The sequence below is a fragment of the Infirmifilum lucidum genome (assembly GCF_014876775.1).
Lineage (GTDB): Archaea > Thermoproteota > Thermoprotei > Thermofilales > Thermofilaceae > Thermofilum > Thermofilum lucidum.
In genome coordinates, this window is sequence record NZ_CP062310.1 from 266,241 (window position 1) to 282,613 (window position 16,373).

The following is a 16,373-nucleotide window of genomic DNA, read 5'->3' on the forward strand; positions in this document are numbered from 1 at the left end:
TTTTTATTACCTGTGAAAAACTTTCTTGAGCACTTCACCGCTGAAGACTGGCCCGTCCCTGCACACACGTAGCCCGACGGGCTCTAGGACACACGAGCCGCACACGCCTACAGCACACCTCATGTACCTCTCCATCGAAGCTTCAAAGTACAGGCCCTTCTCAGTAGACAGGAAAAGCATTTTCTCGATTAAGGGTTCGGGACCGCATGCGTAAATCCTCTCGAAGACGTTCGACGACAGCAGTTGAGATGCAACGTCCGTAGCGAGCCCTCTCACGCCTAGGCTTCCATCATCTGTTGAGACAATAGTGTGGCAGTTACGTGAAAAGGAGCCTGCAAGGAATACTTCCTCAGCCGTCCTGTAGCCTAAGACAGCCGTACAGGAGGCCCCCGCCTCTCTAATTTTCCGGGCGAGGAAGTTTAGCGGCGCTACACCGCTCCCGCCCCCGACAAGCAAAGCCCTGGATCCCGGTGGGGGTCTCGTAAACGGCCTGCCGTAAGGTCCCCTCACGTAGAGCTTACCCCCCTTCCTCACCTCGTTATAGATGTAGCTGGTTACCCTGCCCTTCCTCGTCACGGCCAGGAGCAGGTTCCCGTCGCTGTAGTCTGCGACGCTGAGCGGTATCTCGCCGACGCCTGGAACCCACAGCATTACAAACTGGCCCGGCTCTGGGTCGGAGAGCTCGACGGAGAGTGTCAAGAGCGTTGTGCTCCCGACTCTCTCCGACTCTACTACGAGTGCCCTAAGGTGCACTACTGGGACACCAGTTGAGACAGCGCCTCCTCGCCGAACTCCTCGTCGCAGTAAGTACACCTCAGCTTCAGGGGCTGGCGGGAGACTACGGCTATCCTGGGCACGACGGGCTCCCGCGGAGAGTTTGAGATGCAGAGGGGGTTAACGCACTTGAGTATGCCTACGATCTCGTCCGGGACTACTACCCTCCTCTTCTCCACGACCTCGTAGTCCCGGACTATGTTTATCGTTGCCGTGGGCGCGATGAGGGCTATCTTGTCAACCTCTTCTGGCTTCAGGAACCTATTTTCGATTTTCACTATGTCCTTCCTGCCCAGCTTCCTGCTCTCCACGTTCATGACTAACGCCACCGTCATCCCCTCCTTCCCGGATATCCCGAGTATCTTCAAGACGTCGAGGGCTCTACCGGCAGGGATGTGGTCTATCACAGTCCCGTCCTTGATCTTCCTAACTATCAGCCTGTCTTCCACGACTATCACCCCTTAAGGATCAGCCTCAGGAGGGCCATCCTCACCCACACGCCCAGCTCAGCCTGCTTGAAGTAGTAGGCACGCTTAGTGGAGTCCACGTCAGGGGCTATCTCGTCCACCCTTGGCAACGGGTGCATGACGATGAGATCCTCCTTCGCCGTTGCTAGAGCTCTAGCCGTAACCACGTAGCTGCCCCTGACTTTCTCGTACTCGGCGGGGTCGGGGAAGCGTTCCTTCTGGATCCTGGTTACGTAGAGGACATCGAGCTCCGGCAGCACGCTATCGAGGTCGCTCACCTCCTCGTAGCTCACGCCAGCCCTCTCTAGAGCTTCTAGAACCTCCTGCCTAGCTCTAAGCAGCTGGGGCGAGATGAGGTACACTTTCCTCGGCCTGTATACCGAGAGGGCGAGGATGAAGCTGGCAGCAGCCCGGCCGAACCTCAGATCCCCGAGAACCCCGTAGGTGAGCCCGTCAATCCTGCCTTTGGCACTCCTCACAGTGTACAAGTCGAGCATGGCCTGGGTTGGGTGGTGCTTCCTGCCGTCGCCAGCATTTACCACGGGGGCTTCGGCTATCTCAGCCGCGTACCTCGCCGCCCCCTCCAGCCTGTGGCGCACGACTATGACGTCGGCGTACGAGTCGAGCATCCTTATAGTGTCCGCGAAGTTCTCGCCCTTTGCAACCGAGCTCCTCTCGAGCTCCCCTAAGTCAATGTAGGAGCCTCCGAGCCTCAGCATGGCGGTCTGGAAGCTAAGCCTCGTCCTCGTGCTCGGCTCGAAAAAGGCCGTTGCAAGTATGTAGCCGGAGAGCTCCCCCCTGTACCTCGCCGGGTCTGAGAGCATCCTGTCGGTCTCCGAGAAGAGCTCTTCGAGTTCCTCGCGAGTGAAGTCGAGTATTGAGAGGACGTCCCTACCCTTGAACACTTGCTCCCACCTCAAGCACCCTCTTCAGGGTAGTGAGGCCCACGAGTCTGACTCCCTCGGCCTCCAGCGCCTCGCGTGCCCCCTCCTCCCTGTCGACCACAACTAGCGCAGTATCAGCGATCAGGCCGCTAGACCTCAGAACCTTCAAGGCCTCGAGTAGGGAGCCTCCTGTCGTGGCAACGTCGTCGACGAGAATGGCCTTGGCACCTGGCTCAAAGTCCCCCTCAAGCTGCTTCATCGTGCCGTGATCCTTCCTGTCTCTCCTGACATATATGAGGGGCTTCGAGAGGGCTAAGGCCACGCCCGTTGCTAGCGGCAGCCCTCCGACCGCAATGCCGCAGACGATGTTGAAACTGTAGTTTAGGGCCTCGCGCGACAGCGCGTCCACCACTAGTTTGAACTCCCGCGGGTGGGAGGGCAGTTTCCTCAAGTCTATGTAGACGTTGCTGATCCTCCCCGAGGAAAGCTTGAAGACTCCTCTCTGCACGGCGCCGATGCTCCAGAGCAGCTCCTCAACCCTCATGCTTCACCGCCCTCTGGGCCTCCACTATTCTCGTAAGCTCCCGCACAGGGTCTTCAGATAGGACGACAGACCTTCCAACTATCTCGTAGTCTGCCCCGGCAGAGAGGGCCGAGGCTGGGGGCGCTCCCTGGACTCCGACTCCAGGCGAGAGTATCACGGCGTGTCTAAACCTCTCCCGGGCCCTCCGGATAGCATCTGGCTTAGTTGCCGCCACTACTAGGCCCTTCAGGCGCAGCGTGGATGCGTAGTCCAGCAACTCCCCCATGTGCTCGTCGACCAGGCTTCTAGGGCAGGTCATCGAGACTAGCCCGTAGACGTCTAGGGCGTTCAGCGGTAGCCTGTCCAGGCAGCGTGGAAAGAGGTGGACTATTGCCCCGTCGAAGCCCATCTCCTCTAAGATGGAGAGCTCCTCGAGCACGACGTCGCCGATGTCCGCCAGTTTAAAGTCCGCTAGGAAGTAGAGCTCATCGCCGAAGCTCTGGACGAGTTCAGAGATACCTGTAGGCCCCGCTCTCAGAAGTGCTGGGAGGCCCACCTTCACCCCGGCTACGAGGCCAGTAGTCCTGTGCAGTAGCTCGCTCCAGTAGGCTAGGGGGCTGTTACCCCTAGCGTAGTCGAGCGCCAGGATAACCCACGAGCCCTTCAGCTTACTTATGTGTTCCAGCTTCTCGGGCAAACGCCCGCAACTACAACTCCTAGAGGGCTAATAAACCTATCCCTCAGACCGGCTAGCGAGGCTTTATAAGGGTACGCTTGTAGTTACTGCGGATGCCCACCCTAGCCACTCTCACTTTCATAGTCCACGACGGGAAAGTGCTCCTAATCAGGAAGAAGAGCGGCTTCGGCGCGGGCAAGGTGAACGGCATCGGAGGAAAGGTGGAGCCCGGCGAAACTCCAGAGGATGCGGCGGGGCGCGAAGTACTCGAGGAGGTTGGTCTCAGTATTATGAGTACCGATAGCGCCGGCTTGCTCTACTTCTACTCCTCGGGCAGCGAACCCGACTGGGTAGTGTACGTGTTCCGGGCCTACTCGTTCGAGGGGAGGCCTCTGAGCACTGTGGAGGCGGATCCGGTCTGGGTGCCTCTCAAGTCCATACCCTTCGATGAAATGTGGGAGGACGACAGGCACTGGCTCCCCCACGTCCTTGCAGGCTACACCGTGGAGGGCCACTTCTACTTCGATGAAAACTACTCAAAACTGCTAAGGTTTAGATTGAAAATAGGGTAGGAAAGAGTGTTTTTAGAAGTAGTAGAGACCTGCTACCCCGAAGACCACGGCTTGGAGTTATGCTTGGTGGTTTATGATCCAGTTTTTAGGCCTTGAGCGGTCTCTCCAGCTATACTTTTATTTCATGGTTAGCGTCTTGAGAGCTGGGGAGCGTAGTGGGATATGTTAGGGTGAAGGTTCTAGTAGGTTCTCCCGATAGGACTAGAGTTGAAGAGGTAGTATTTCTAGCTGACACAGGGGCATACTATACTGTATTACCTTCAGAGCTAGCTGAGAGTTTAAGTATAAAACCAATGGCAAGGGCTGAACTCTTGTTAGCAGACAAGCGGGTGGTGGAGGCTCAGCTGTCCTATGCGTACATAAAGGTGGGTGAGAGGGAGGGTGTACTGCCGGTAGCCATAATGGATGTCCCTGAGCCAGTACTTGGTGTGACGGCTATGGAGGGGTTGGGGATAAAAGTCGACCCCGTTACAGGAAGGGTAGAGTACACAAGACCATATGGCTTGGCCATGTTTATAACTGAAAACACTTTGTTCGGCTCTAGGAACCTTCATTGCTCTTAGAGAAAACCCAACGGCCACCCGAAGAGTGCAACATCAGATACGCGGCTCCCATAATGTCATTGCTACTCGGAGGAGGGCAGGAGGGTAAAGAAGTAGTAAATTTTTGGAGGTAAAGAAGTATAAAGATTTTAGAGACCCACTACTTCGAACACTCCTGCCTGGATCACAAGTATTCTCAGTACGAGGGCGCCAATGAGGGCAAGTACTGCCGCTGCGAGTGCGAGGCGCCTGTCCTCCTTCTTGAGCAACATGAAGCCCAGCACTAGGGGTGCTAGGACGCCAAGCACGACTACTCCAGCCCAGAACGGCGCGGCCAGCTCGCCAGCCAGGAGTGCCCTAGCGCTGATCTTAGCGGCAATGCTACCTGAGTAGAGGGCAACGTTGAGTAGCGCCGCTATGGCTATGAGTTCTGCCGCGTCGAGGGCCAGACTCGAAGTCGTGAGGATGCGTGACAGCTTCTCCTCGTGCACGAGTATCTTGAGCACGGCTATTGCGCAGATAGAGGCGCTTATGAGCCACAGGACTGGGATGAGAGCGGTGTTCCAGAACGGGACTCCTGGGGCCGAGGAGATGAGGAACCCACTGTACAGCGTTACTAGCAACCCTACTAGGGCGAGGAGGGCCAGGAAGTACTTGTTGTCCGTAAACTTGGATAGAGCCGGCACCGCGGTGTGCCTCAGGGCCAGGGCTAGCGTGAGGACTAGGAGGATTGACAGGAGGCTTATACCAAGCGTCATCCAGGACACGGCTAGTTTCGCTATGAAGACTCCGCTGGCTAGAGAGCCCAGAATTGCTAGCGGCATGTTAAGAGGCCTGGAGAGGTCCGCGACTACGAAGACCAGCGCCAGTACTATGCTCGCGAAGAGGACTAGCGATAGCTCTCTCAGCTTCTCCTCGACCCTGTAGAGCCGTAGGAGCGCGTACGCTACGCTACCCATCCCGGCGATCCCTGCGAACCACAGGAAGGATCCTATCAGGAATGGGCTCCAAACCTCCTGGAAGCTCATGGTCCCACCACCACGAAGTACTTGGGCTGAGTACCCTTATACTCGAGCAACTTCACCACGCGGCCCTTCCTGAGCTTCTGGCTTATCTCGCTCTTGGGGTCGTCTATGTCGCCGAACGCCCTGGCGCCGGCGGGGCACACGGTTACACACATGGGCTCCAAGCCGCCGGAGATCCTGCTCAGGCACTCTTCGCCCATGCACTTGGCGGGCAGTCCCGTGTCTTCGTCGAGCCATCTAGCGCCGTAGGGGCACGCAGTCATGCAGTACTTGCACCCGATGCAGAGAGACGGGTTTATTTTTACCAGCCCGTCCTTGTCCTTGTAGCTCGCACCCGTCGGGCACACAGCGACACATGGGGCATTGTCGCAGTGCTGGCACTGGACTAGTAGCAGGTACGGCTTCGCGTTGAGGTCGAAAGTTATCCTCTTGATGTTGCTCCTTATCCAGCCCCAAGTCCTGTTCTCCTTGGTGCTGGAGGCGTAGTTGGCGGCGTTGCAGGCGGCAATGCAGGCCCCGCAACCGATACACTTCGACTGATCCCAGAGGTGTGCCAGCCTCATGCTCCCACCCTCGTGACCCTAACAGTCGAGTTTAGGCCCGTCGAGCCGTTTAGGGGCTCGAGCCAGCTGAGCGTGAATTTGTTGGGGTTGATGCCCTCTCTCATGACCTCGTACTCTCCCGCTATGAGCCTAGAAGTCCTGCCACCAGCCCTATTGTAGACGAAGAGGACGCCCTCGCGCACCCTGTTCGTCACCTTCACTCTAGCCCTCTGCTTGAAGCCGTTGTCCAGGCCCTCGAGCTCGACTAGGTCACCGTCCTTTATGCCGAGCCTCTCGGCGTCCCTGGGGTTCATCCAGACCCTCCTGTCTACGAGGAAGATTATGTTCTTGGTCCAGACAGCGTGAGCCGTGACGAACTGATCCCTGCCGTTCACCAGGTAGAACTCGTTGGGGGCTGCCGGCTTCTTGTACGGTGGCGGCTTCCACTTAGGCAGTGGGTCGTCCTTGTAGTCAAGGGCCTTGAGGCTGTATATCTCTACGAGCCCGCTTGGAGTTTTGAGCGCGCCGGGCCCAGCCCTGGGGATCCAGTACTTGAGGACGTAGAAGCCCTTCTCCTCCAGCGCTTTCTCGATCTCTTCGACTGGGACGTTCCACGCCTTGGACAGGCTCTCGAGAACCTTCCTCTTGACAAGCGTCTCGAACTCCTCGAACTTGTGGTAGTCTGCGTATTTCTCCGTGTAGCCTACTGCCGCCGCTCTGTCCGGGACGGTGCGCCTCACTATCTCCATCATGATCCAGAAGCCGTTCCTCGCGTCGACGCCGGGCGGAGGGTCTAGAACCTTGTGGGACAGCTGGACGGCTGCGTGGGGCGTCCACTTTACGGTCGCAAGCTCCTCCCTCTCGAGGTATACGTTGTCGGGGAGTACGTAGTCAGCCCAGTCTACACTGTCGTTTGGGACAACGTCTATTACCACGACGAGCTCGAGCTTCTTCAGGGTCTCGACGAGCTTCTGAGTGTTGACGTCGCGGGTGAAGGGCTCTGTGCCGACGATGATGAGGGCCTTCACGGGGTACGGCTGGCCCGTAATTACAGCGTCGAGTACAGCGTCGAACACGTGCGGCACAGCCGGGTACTTCAGAGTGTCTATCCTCTTAGCCTTGATCGGGGGCAGGGTTCCGCCTGTTATTGTGGTGACCTTGTCTGGCGCAGCTGTAGCGGAAGCCGGGAACTTTGCCCCAAGCTGTACGTAGAGGCCTCCCCGCGTGTCTATACTGCCTACTAGCGCGTTGAGGATCAAGGCGGCTCTGAAGGCGTCCGAGTCGTTCGCGTTCTTCGAAGTCCACCAGCCGTCCTCTACAACACCCCTGCTCGTGGCGAACTCTCTCGCTATCCTCCTGATAGTGTCGGCTGGGACTCCCGTTATCTTCTCGGCTTCCTCCGGCGGGTACAGCGCGGCTCTGTCCCTGAGTAGGAGGAATGCAGTCCTAACCCTCCCGACGTTAGGCGCGTCACCCTCCCACTCGAGAGCCGGGTTCTTGGCGGCCTTGTAGCTGACGAAGTCCTTGGCGTCGAGGTCGTACACCACGTAGTCTGTCGTGTCCTTTCCGACGTCTTTCCCTGTTACGGGTGTCCCGTCCTGTTTTATCAGGAAGCACGCGTTCGTGTACTTCTTAACCCACGCTTCGTCGTAGAGCTTCTCCTGGATTATGACGTGTACCATCGAGAGGAGGAACGCAGCATCAGTACCCGGTATTATCGGGATCCACTCGGCCTCCGACATCGCGGCGTTGCCCATCCTGGGATCGACGAAGACCAGCTTTACACCCCTCTCCCGGGCTTTCTGGAGCCTCTGAACCATCCCCATAGCCGCGTTGAGAACCCTGCCGACGAAAACTATGTAGCGGGCATTCTCGTAGTCGGGGTCGGCGGTTGGGGGGCCGCCCGCCCCCAGGACTAGTCCTCTAGCATAAGTCGAGGCATTGTGGCAACAAGAAGCGTGTTGAACGTAGTTTGGCGTGCCGAGGGTGAAGGCTATTAGCGGCATGTGCCAGGCGTAGAAGTCGTGATACGTGAAGACGACGCTCTCCGGCCCGTACTTCGCGACTATATCCCTCAGCTTCTGGGAAATCTCGTTTAGCGCGGTCTCCCAGTCGACTTCCTGGAACTTTGCCTCGCCCCTCTCGCCTACGCGTTTTAGGGGCTTTTTAAGCCTGAGCGGGTGGTTCCACAGCTGTATGGAGGACGCGGCTCTGGCGCACAAGCCGGGCTGGGGGTGCTCGAGGTTAGGCTCGAAGTACATCACCTTGCCCTTCCTGACAAAGTAGAGCCCACAGCCAGCCCCGCACATGTTGCACATCACAGGAACTTTCTCCTCTACAGCTAGGCTTTGCTCCTGCTCCGGCGGCTTAACTACGAGGCTTACAGGCCACTTTACGGCAGAGGCAGCAGCCAGGAGGGCTCCAAGCTTTATAGCATCTCTCCTTGTAATTTCTGACATGTCAAAAAACATAACTCTATCAATATTTATATATCATTATGTCTAAGACTCGATATTTACAACTGAAAGCCTCGCCCTTTAGGGCGGGGATGCCGGCAAGCTTAAATACCGTCCCCCACTTCGAGATGGGGGCGGGGAATGGCCAAGGCCAAGAGGCGGGCAAGTGAGGGATCGGAGACCCTCGCCACCTTGGTCTACAAGGTCTCCCCCGAGCCCGCCCTCTTGGCCTTGGCCGACAGATACGTGCAGGGGCTGAGGTATGTACTATACTGGATTAAGGAACAAAAGACGACTAAGCTGTCGGAAGTCCATAGAGGCGTCTACAACGCGCTTAGGGAGAGGTACGGCCTGCCCTCCAAGATGGCGCAGGACTGCTACCGCCACGCCATCGCGGTGTACAAAAGCTGGGCGAAGAACCCGCGCAGAGGCGAATTCCCCGCGATAAGGCGGAGGGCCGTGTGGCTGGCGCATAAATACAGCTACTGGCTAAAGGGGGATGTCGTGCATATAGCCGGCGTAGGCGATATATTAATTATCGGAAGGCCCCGCCACGAATCGCAGTATGCGGATTGGGAGACGAAAGACGCCGTCCTGGTAGTTAGAGAAAACGGCGTATTCCTCCACGTCCCCAAGGCGAAGATCATACCTACAATCGAGGCGAAAGACGTCGTCGGCGTAGATATCAATTACAGAGAGGTCGTCGCGGCCGCGTCCATGGAGGACTCAATACGCTTGGAGACGCGCATTGAGGACGCGGTGCGCGTCCGCCGCCATGCTGAAGCCCTACAGCGGAGGCACGGCCGGAGTTGGAAGAGGAGGCGCAGAATATTGGCGAGAATACGCGGGCTTCACAAGCGCTCCCGCAATATTCTGACCGACGCCGTCCGCAAAATAGGCAAAGCCGTCGCCGAGTACGCCCTTGAGAGGAGGGCGAGGATTAAGATGGAGGATTTAAACGGTTTAAACAATCGCGCTCAAGAGGTTTCAAAGGACTGGAGGCTGAGGTATACGTTTATGGCCTACCGCAAAATACAGTTCTGGATAACCCACCAAGCGAGGAAGAGGGGCGTACCAGTCGAATATGTGCCCCCAAAGGGCACTTCGTCGAGGTGCCCGGTGGACGGCTTCAAGTTGGCCGAAGCCGGATATAGGACACTGCGTTGTCCAAAATGCGGCCTCGCCGCCGATAGGGATCTGATAGCCGCCCTAAATATACAGATGGGGGGACTTCTGACGGCCCCGACTGCCCTCCCATTGACGGATGAAGCCCCGACCGAGGGAGGGAACCTCCCCGCCCTGAAGGGCGAGGGTTCCTCGGGCGGGGAGGACGTCAGAATAAAAGATGTTCAGCTGAGTAAACTGTACGTGAAGCTTAAGTACCTTTGTGTGTGGCGCGTGATGACGAAGTTCTCGAGGACGTGTTCTCTGCCTGCCCTCCCCAGTCTCGCTCTATCCTCAGGGTTCCTCAGGAGGTGTAGTACTTTCTCGCTCAGCTCTTCAGGGCTCCAGCCCGTGAGCCCTGTCACGTTCTCAATTACTTGCTTCTTCACTCCTCCTACTGGTCTCGCGACTACTGGGACGTTCTTCCACAGGAACTCTGTGACCGCGAGGCCGAAGCCTTCCTTCACCGCTGTGTGTAGTCCTACGGTTGTTATCCTCTGGAAGGCGTTTACCTCTATGTCGTGTACGCCTTGTTCGTCCGTGAGTATGAACACGTTTCTGTCGCCGGCCACGTACTCCACAACCTTCCTGTAGAAGACCGTGCCCTCTGGGTCGTCGCGGGCCATCGAGGAGATCAGGAGTAGTTGCGCCTCGGGGTATCTCTTGGCAACAATCCTATAGACGTCGACTGCCGAGAAGACATCCTTCCAGGGGTCGAACCTTGCAACCTTTGCGAGCACAGGCTTCGCTGGGTCGACGCCGAACTTCCCGGCTATGCTCTCTACAAGCTTGGGTTCCAGGGGCTTGTTTTTATCGCTTAAGGGGTCGATGCTCGGGGGAGATATCAGGACGCGGTTCTCAAACTCCGGCTTCACGTACTCCTCGCTGTGGACGATGACGCCGTTATATAGCGGCAGGAATTGGGACACGAATTTGTAGACCTTCTCGTTCGGCGACGAGAGGTCTATGTGGCACCTCCAGACCCACACTCTCCCCCTCTTCCTAGCGTAGAAGGGTATAGCCATGGGCTGGGGGTCGTGAATCAGCACTATGTCTGCGTCGAGATCTAGTATCTCCGCGTTGTACCGGTTCCACTCTAGGTATTTCCTGCGCTCCTCCTCCGTTAGCTCGAGTTTTCTGTTACCCTGGAGAGCGTTGTGTATCTTCTTCGTAACCTGGAAGAAGTCCTGCTCCGCCTCCAGCACCTGCCACTCCGCGTCGATGCCCAGGGATCTCATCAGGGGAACCACGCTGTGCAGTATTTCTGCCACGCCTCCACCGTAGCTCGTCGAGTTTACGTGTACCAGCCTCTTCCCCTCGAGCTTAGAGGCGATCTGTATCAACTCGTTGTAAGCCTTGTCACCGATTATCTCGCGGTAGTCCTCCACTCTCCTCGAGTACTTTGGCTGAGCTCTCATTTTTACTACCACTTTTCAGTGGTAGTTACTCAGTAAATATATTTTTATTTCTTTAGGTTCTTATGAGAGTGTGGCTGAGAGAGTCTACAGGCTCCTAAGGCAGGTGGGCCTCAAGCCGTACGAGGCCAGGGTCTTCGTGGCTCTCCTAGATGGAGTGCCGAGGACAGCGAGCGAGATTTCGGCAATGACTGGTGTTCCCCAGCCCCGCGTCTACAGTATTCTAGAGTCTCTCAACGCCATGGGCCTCGTCGACGTCAAGCTCGGGAAGCCGAAGCAGTTCAGGGTGTCTGACCCGTTCTCCTCGATCGAGAGGATTGTAAACGCCAAGATAGGGGAGTTGACGGCTTTCAAGTCCCAGATCTACGAGGAGTTGAAGAGAATAGAGGGGAGGAGTTTCACCGTAGAGCCGCCCGACGTCTGGGTCATCAAGAGCCGCGAGGAGGCCATATCGCGTGTAAGGAGAGCTGTCGAGGGCGCGAGGTACGAGGTTCTAGCCGGGCTCGACGTGGGGACAATTAACGCTTTCTACGACGGTTTTTCCAGGCTTCTGGACAGTAATAATAGTGTTTCCCTAGCCGTCGCGTTGTACGATACGGCCTCTGCCGGCTTCGTCGAGCACTGGCGGGGGTTGCCCAACGTAGAAGTTAGGGTGAGGAAGGTTCCAGTAATACCCCTAGTCATCGTAGACTCGTCGAGGGCCTTCCTACTGGAGAAATCCTACACGCTGGAGATAACTGAAGAGAGCCTACTCAGGATGCTCTCGGACTTATACTACCACTCTATCTGGAGGGTGAGTAGTACAGTGAAGGGCTTCCAGCCTACCCCGGGGAGAGGAATATACTTCACAGATATCTGGCTTGCAGCAGGCTTTGTGAAGAAGTGTATGGAAGCGTCATATAGTGTTACGCTGTGGGTCGAGGGTTTCAGCCGGAGGGATGGCTCTGCAGGGACTCTTGATGGCTCTATTATTGAATTGATTGAAAACAGTAATGGCGTGCAGATATCCTTCATCGTCGAGAAAGACAGTGCTAGAGTTAGTGTTGGGGGGCGTGGCGCGACGCTCGAGGACTTTGAGGGCAGGGTTTTCAGAGTAACCCCGCAGCAGAGGGTGGAGTAGATCACCCTTTAAGAGCCCAGCCCGCAAAGCCTCTGACGTAGTACTTCCTGAAGGCCGTGTAGATTACTAGCGGCGGAATTAAGGCTAGGATTGCTCCCGCGCTGAGTAGGCCCCAGTCGATGTGGTACTCGCCTTTCAGGAGTGCTATACGCTGTGTTATGACCCAGTTGTCGGGCGAGGCCAGGAATACCATCGCGTAGAAGAAGTCTCCCCACACCCACGTGAACTGTATAGCTGAGGCTGCTATAACTGCAGGCGTTATGACTGGGATTAGTATCCTCATGAGGATTGTCGTCTCGGATGCACCGTCTACGCGCGCAGACTCTACGAGGCTACTGGGAATCATCTTGAGGTAGTTTCTCATGAAGAACGTTATCCACGGAACACCCCAGGCGGAGTGCAGTAGTATTAGCCCGAGTAGCTTGTCGAGCAGGCCTATCTTCGCGTACAACATGTAGAGTGGGATTACGACCATCTGCTGGGGGACTGACATCATGAAGAGTATTGACACGAAGAGGGTAGTCTTCCCCTTGAAGTCGAGGTATGAGAGCGAGTACGCGAGTAGCGAGGCCAGGAGTACGGGTATGAAGGTGCTGGCTGTAGCCACTATGAAAGAATTCCTGAAGCCTGCCATGAGGTTGTAGAAGGGGCTTTGCAGTGCCTCGATGTAATTCTTGAGGCTGTACGTGCCTCCCATGCTCCACCACCCGTGAAGAATGACCTCAGAGTACGGCTTTAGCGATGTTACGACGAGCCCTATGAACGGGAGAGCCCACAGGGCCGCGAATACTAGGAGTGCCGTCGAGACTAGCACCCTCCTGGCGGAGACTGTTCTCCTCACTACTTTTCACCTGCGAGTACGCTCTTGATGTAGAGACCAGCAGGTATGAGGGTGAGGAGGGCGAGAATAGTCGCAACAGCAGCTGCTTTGTGATACTCTAGGGCGCTGGCGAAGTAGGTGTACATTATGAGTGCTAGGACTGTGGAGGAGCCGCCTGGCCCCCCGCCTGTAGCCACGTAGACAATATCGAATATTTTGAGAATCCACATAATCGTCATTAGGGTTACAACTAGCGTTACGGGCTTGAGCTGGGGTAGGATCACCTTGAAGAATATCTGGACAGGCGACGCGCCGTCAATAATAGCGGCCTCAATAGTGCTCTTAGGAATAGCGTCCAGCCCTGCGGAGAATATCGTCACGCTAAAGCCCAGCCAGAGCCAGACCGAGCCCAGGATTAGGGCTAGGAGTGCAGTCTGAGGGTATATCGTCCATGTCTTCGCCAACTCCTGTATGCCCAGTAGGGAGAACAGCTTAGGGAATATGCCTATATCTGCGTCGAACATAAACCTTATCGTCAGCCCACTCACAACCCCAGGTAGAACCATGCCGAGGAATATTACGCTCCTGACAGCGCCGCTCCCGTAGGCTTCCCGCAGGAGGTAGGCGAGGACAACCCCGAGGAACACGACTAGTGGGAGCCCGATAGCTATCCAGAGGGCATTGTGGATCAGTGCACCCCACGGAGGGTAGGGGCCGGGCTCGGGGTAGATAAGTGCCTTAAGCGGGGATCTCTCGGTGACAACGGCGATGTGGCTGCCCAGCGAGAAGCCTGAAGATGTAGTGAAGCTGAGGACTACTGTTGCCAGGATGGGGTAGACCACCCAGACCCCTAGAACGGCTAGGGGCAGTAGCAGGAAGACTAAAAATTCCAGCCCCCTCATAATTAACACCTAAAAGATATAGAGAAAAAATAATGATTTAAAGTCTCTCTTAGGGCCTGGGCTGGGAGGCTTCTAAGGTCTTGAGGACACTGTCTAGCGCGCCGGGGTTGACCCAGAGGAGCTTTAGCTGGTCCCAGAAGAGCTTCTGCCAGTCCCCTCCTACAGAGTCATCGAGGTCGGGCAGTATACTCATACCCTTCCCGGCTATCTTCCTATAGACCGACTGCATCGGGGGCCACAGGGCTTCAACCGAGGCCTTCTTCCACGTAGGTATCTTGCCCGAGGGGACACTTGCGTGGACTACCTGGCCTTCTGTTGCGAGGAACTTGAGGAAGTCGAGGGCTGCGTCCGGGTTCCTAGAGTATTTCGGCACGAAGGCGTAGTCAGCCCCGCCCACAACGCCTCTTGCCTCGGGCAACGGGAAGAAGTCAAGGTCTTTCGGATCGTCGACCATTCCCGTAATCCAGGTTCCCATGAAGTAGATACCGTATTCTCCAGCCCACCACTTGGTCACAGCGGTTGTCCACTCTATTGGCTCGCTGAAGTACCTCTTGGAGATTAGCGGGACAAGCTTGTTTGCGAATATGTCCCTAACCCTGGGGTCTGTAAACCTCACCTTCCCGCTTATGAGGTCTAGCTGTAGCTGCGGGCCGCCGTATGCTATCAGGAAGTGCTCCGTGACGTCGCTCATAGGCCAGCCTACGCCGTCTCCCGTCGCAATCGGGTTCTTCACGCCGGGGATACCCTTTATCTTTTCGAGCAGGCTGACGAACTCATCATAGCTCTTGGGCTCGCTTAGCCCGTACTTCTGGAAGAAGGACTTCCTGTACCAGAACCCGGGCTTGAGCCACATCGTGAAGGGGACGCCGTAGATCTTGTTACCATCCTTAACCTGGTCAACAATCCCCGGGATATAGTCGTTCTCGTTTATCAAGCCACTGACGTCCACTATGTGACCCTCCTTGCCCATCTTGACAATCCACCAAGCCCAGCCGAAGATAACGTCGCCAGGAGCTATGCCTGCGGCAAACTGAACCGGCATCACCGCGGCGACGTCCTCAGCCCTCATAGTCCTGTACTCTATCTCGACGTTTGGGTGCGTCTTCTTGTAAGCGTTTATCACAGCCTGGAAGTAATCCGCCTCCTTGCCAGCCCACGGGCCGATAACCACAAGCTTAACGGGTGATGCCGGCGGTGGTGCCGCAGCTGCCCCCTCAAGCTTGCTTACACGTGCTGTTAACTGGTCGATGGAGGTTTTAAGCTGGGAGACTGTCGCCTGGAGGTCTGAGACCGAGGAGGACAGAGATTGTAGAACTACTAGTGCGTACCCGCCGAGAAGGAGTGATATTACTGCTAGTGCGAGTGCTATCGTTGTTAACCTTTTCTCCTGCTGGCTCATCAATATTTTAAGCTATAACGGATATATTTATATGTTTCTGTTACTACCACAAATAAGTAGTAGTTTGCGGCCTGCTAGATTCGTCAATGCGTCCCCCCTACTGGGAGCAGAAGCTAGTCACTACTACTCCAGTTTCTGCGGGCGAATGTTCAGCCCCACTATAAAGTACTCGGGGTCTTCGCCGACACGTTGCAAGTATCCAAACGAGCTCTAGATTCTCACATTGACTGCAGGTGCAGTTCAAGTTCTCACGTGCAGGCTGAGCCGGAGCCTCCTGTAGTAGACGTCCATTAGATCCTCCTCGTCCAGCACCCTGGAGTACTCGCGCGCGGCCCAGGCCTTGAACCAGCGCTCATCTTCAACGTATAGCGGGACGGCGTCTCTCAAGGCTTTGTAGAGGAGCTCGTTGGAAGCCTTGCTCAGGTCTACAACGTCGACTTCTGCGCCGTTCCAGAGCCGCGAGAGCTCACTGGCTATTGCGTCAAGCTCCCTCAGGCTCAGTTGCCTCTCTGCGAGGACGGCTACATCGTAGTCGCTTTCCTCAGTGTAGTCGCCTCTCGCCCTCGACCCGAAGAGCAGGAGGGCTTTGACTCCGAGGCTTCTCAGCAGAGCCAAGAGGCCCCCCGGTAGCTGTGGCGGATCCACGCCCCTCTCCTCGCTGGTGCGCAGGAGAACTTCCGCGAGACGCGGGATGTAGTCCCGTGCCCGCGAGTAGACCTCCCTAAGCTCGGCGAGATCTAGGAGCCTATATGTGTGAGCGAGCCTGTTCCTGTTCCTGGCCATCTCGGCGATGAGCTCGGCGTCCCCGGGGCTCACGAGACTATTCTCTGCGAGTACCTGGCCCATCCCCGCGTACGAGGGCGGCTTCTTGATCCCCAGCTCCGATATGAGCGCCGCCATGGCGTCGAGCGGGTCTTGGTGGGCCTCGTACAGGAACCACCGTAGTGACGCCTCCCCGTAAGCATCGAGCGAGGCCCTGCCCGCTAGCTCGCCTGCCTTTCTCAGGGCGTCTACGGCCCTGGAGACGGGGGCTCTAATCTCCACAGAGCAAATTAGGCTGGCTTGAGAATTAATTTTTACGCTATTCTAGTT

General features: G+C 56.6%; 17 protein-coding genes and 1 pseudogene. 5 read left to right on the forward strand and 13 right to left on the reverse strand.

Annotated elements, in window-relative coordinates; translation table 11 throughout:
- Positions 1-6: 6 nt before the first annotated feature.
- From IG193_RS01490 to IG193_RS01510, 5 genes are read right to left on the reverse strand one after another with little or no spacing between them, the layout of a single operon-like run.
- Complete coding sequence (locus IG193_RS01490) at positions 7-753, reverse strand: dihydroorotate dehydrogenase electron transfer subunit (protein ID WP_192819134.1); 747 nt, start codon at positions 751-753, stop codon at positions 7-9.
- Positions 753-1,223 (reverse strand): aspartate carbamoyltransferase regulatory subunit, encoded by a 471-nt coding sequence (pyrI, locus tag IG193_RS01495; protein WP_192819135.1) that lies wholly within the window; start codon positions 1,221-1,223, stop codon positions 753-755. The genes IG193_RS01490 and pyrI overlap by 1 nt, the downstream gene beginning before the upstream one ends.
- Before the next feature lie 5 nt (positions 1,224-1,228).
- Positions 1,229-2,146: an aspartate carbamoyltransferase gene (gene pyrB / locus IG193_RS01500; RefSeq protein ID WP_218042158.1), complete on the reverse strand. Its 918-nt coding sequence runs from the start codon at positions 2,144-2,146 to the stop codon at positions 1,229-1,231.
- Positions 2,133-2,669 (reverse strand): orotate phosphoribosyltransferase, encoded by a 537-nt coding sequence (gene pyrE / locus IG193_RS01505; protein WP_192819137.1) that lies wholly within the window; start codon positions 2,667-2,669, stop codon positions 2,133-2,135. Before pyrE ends, pyrB begins: the two co-directional genes overlap by 14 nt.
- Complete coding sequence (locus IG193_RS01510) at positions 2,659-3,345, reverse strand: orotidine 5'-phosphate decarboxylase (RefSeq protein WP_192819138.1); 687 nt, start codon at positions 3,343-3,345, stop codon at positions 2,659-2,661. Before IG193_RS01510 ends, pyrE begins: the two co-directional genes overlap by 11 nt.
- A 92-nt stretch (positions 3,346-3,437) precedes the next feature.
- Between IG193_RS01510 and IG193_RS01515 the strand changes: the two genes are divergently transcribed.
- Complete coding sequence (locus IG193_RS01515; protein WP_192819139.1) at positions 3,438-3,896, forward strand: 8-oxo-dGTP diphosphatase; 459 nt, start codon at positions 3,438-3,440, stop codon at positions 3,894-3,896.
- Positions 3,897-4,051: 155 nt separating this feature from the next.
- Entirely contained in the window at positions 4,052-4,459 is a 408-nt protein-coding gene (locus tag IG193_RS01520; protein WP_192819140.1) for an aspartyl protease family protein, read from the forward strand.
- Between the two features lie 128 nt (positions 4,460-4,587).
- Here IG193_RS01520 and nrfD read toward each other — a convergent pair whose 3' ends face one another.
- Genes nrfD through IG193_RS01535 form a run of 3 tightly spaced genes read right to left on the reverse strand, consistent with a single transcriptional unit; the run spans position 4,588 to position 8,464 of the window.
- Positions 4,588-5,466, reverse strand: a complete 879-nt coding sequence (gene nrfD / locus IG193_RS01525) for an NrfD/PsrC family molybdoenzyme membrane anchor subunit (RefSeq protein WP_192819141.1) — start codon at positions 5,464-5,466, stop codon at positions 4,588-4,590.
- Positions 5,463-6,026: a 4Fe-4S dicluster domain-containing protein gene (locus tag IG193_RS01530; protein ID WP_192819142.1), complete on the reverse strand. Its 564-nt coding sequence runs from the start codon at positions 6,024-6,026 to the stop codon at positions 5,463-5,465. Before IG193_RS01530 ends, nrfD begins: the two co-directional genes overlap by 4 nt.
- Positions 6,023-8,464: a molybdopterin-dependent oxidoreductase gene (locus IG193_RS01535; RefSeq protein ID WP_192819143.1), complete on the reverse strand. Its 2,442-nt coding sequence runs from the start codon at positions 8,462-8,464 to the stop codon at positions 6,023-6,025. Before IG193_RS01535 ends, IG193_RS01530 begins: the two co-directional genes overlap by 4 nt.
- 138 nt (positions 8,465-8,602) lie before the next feature.
- Here IG193_RS01535 and IG193_RS09265 point away from each other — a divergent pair.
- Positions 8,603-9,670 (forward strand): annotated as a pseudogene (locus IG193_RS09265) (RNA-guided endonuclease TnpB family protein); the annotation flags it as partial.
- 140 nt (positions 9,671-9,810) lie between these two features.
- Here IG193_RS09265 and IG193_RS01540 read toward each other — a convergent pair.
- Positions 9,811-11,043, reverse strand: coding sequence for a glycosyltransferase (locus IG193_RS01540; protein WP_192819144.1), 1,233 nt, complete (start codon positions 11,041-11,043; stop codon positions 9,811-9,813).
- Positions 11,044-11,113: 70 nt separating this feature from the next.
- Between IG193_RS01540 and IG193_RS01545 the strand changes: the two genes are divergently transcribed.
- Entirely contained in the window at positions 11,114-12,160 is a 1,047-nt protein-coding gene (locus IG193_RS01545) for a TrmB family transcriptional regulator (RefSeq protein WP_192819145.1), read from the forward strand.
- A 1-nt stretch (position 12,161) separates the two neighbouring features.
- On the opposite strand, the gene IG193_RS01550 is transcribed toward IG193_RS01545, so the two are convergent.
- Genes IG193_RS01550 through IG193_RS01560 form a run of 3 tightly spaced genes read right to left on the reverse strand, consistent with a single transcriptional unit; the run spans position 12,162 to position 15,281 of the window.
- On the reverse strand, positions 12,162-13,001 hold the full coding sequence (locus tag IG193_RS01550) for a carbohydrate ABC transporter permease (protein WP_192819146.1): 840 nt from the start codon (positions 12,999-13,001) through the stop codon (positions 12,162-12,164).
- Positions 13,001-13,882 carry a carbohydrate ABC transporter permease gene (locus tag IG193_RS01555; protein ID WP_192819147.1) on the reverse strand — a complete coding sequence of 294 codons (882 nt, stop codon included), beginning with the start codon at positions 13,880-13,882 and terminating at the stop codon, positions 13,001-13,003. Before IG193_RS01555 ends, IG193_RS01550 begins: the two co-directional genes overlap by 1 nt.
- A gap of 49 nt (positions 13,883-13,931) precedes the next feature.
- Positions 13,932-15,281: an ABC transporter substrate-binding protein gene (locus IG193_RS01560; protein WP_192819148.1), complete on the reverse strand. Its 1,350-nt coding sequence runs from the start codon at positions 15,279-15,281 to the stop codon at positions 13,932-13,934.
- A 64-nt stretch (positions 15,282-15,345) separates the two neighbouring features.
- On the opposite strand from IG193_RS01560, the gene IG193_RS01565 reads away from it, so the two are divergent.
- Complete coding sequence (locus IG193_RS01565) at positions 15,346-15,495, forward strand: hypothetical protein (RefSeq protein ID WP_192819149.1); 150 nt, start codon at positions 15,346-15,348, stop codon at positions 15,493-15,495.
- Positions 15,496-15,521: 26 nt separating this feature from the next.
- Here IG193_RS01565 and mntA read toward each other — a convergent pair whose 3' ends face one another.
- On the reverse strand, positions 15,522-16,325 hold the full coding sequence (gene mntA / locus IG193_RS01570; protein ID WP_192819150.1) for a type VII toxin-antitoxin system MntA family adenylyltransferase antitoxin: 804 nt from the start codon (positions 16,323-16,325) through the stop codon (positions 15,522-15,524).
- Positions 16,326-16,373 lie beyond the last annotated feature (48 nt).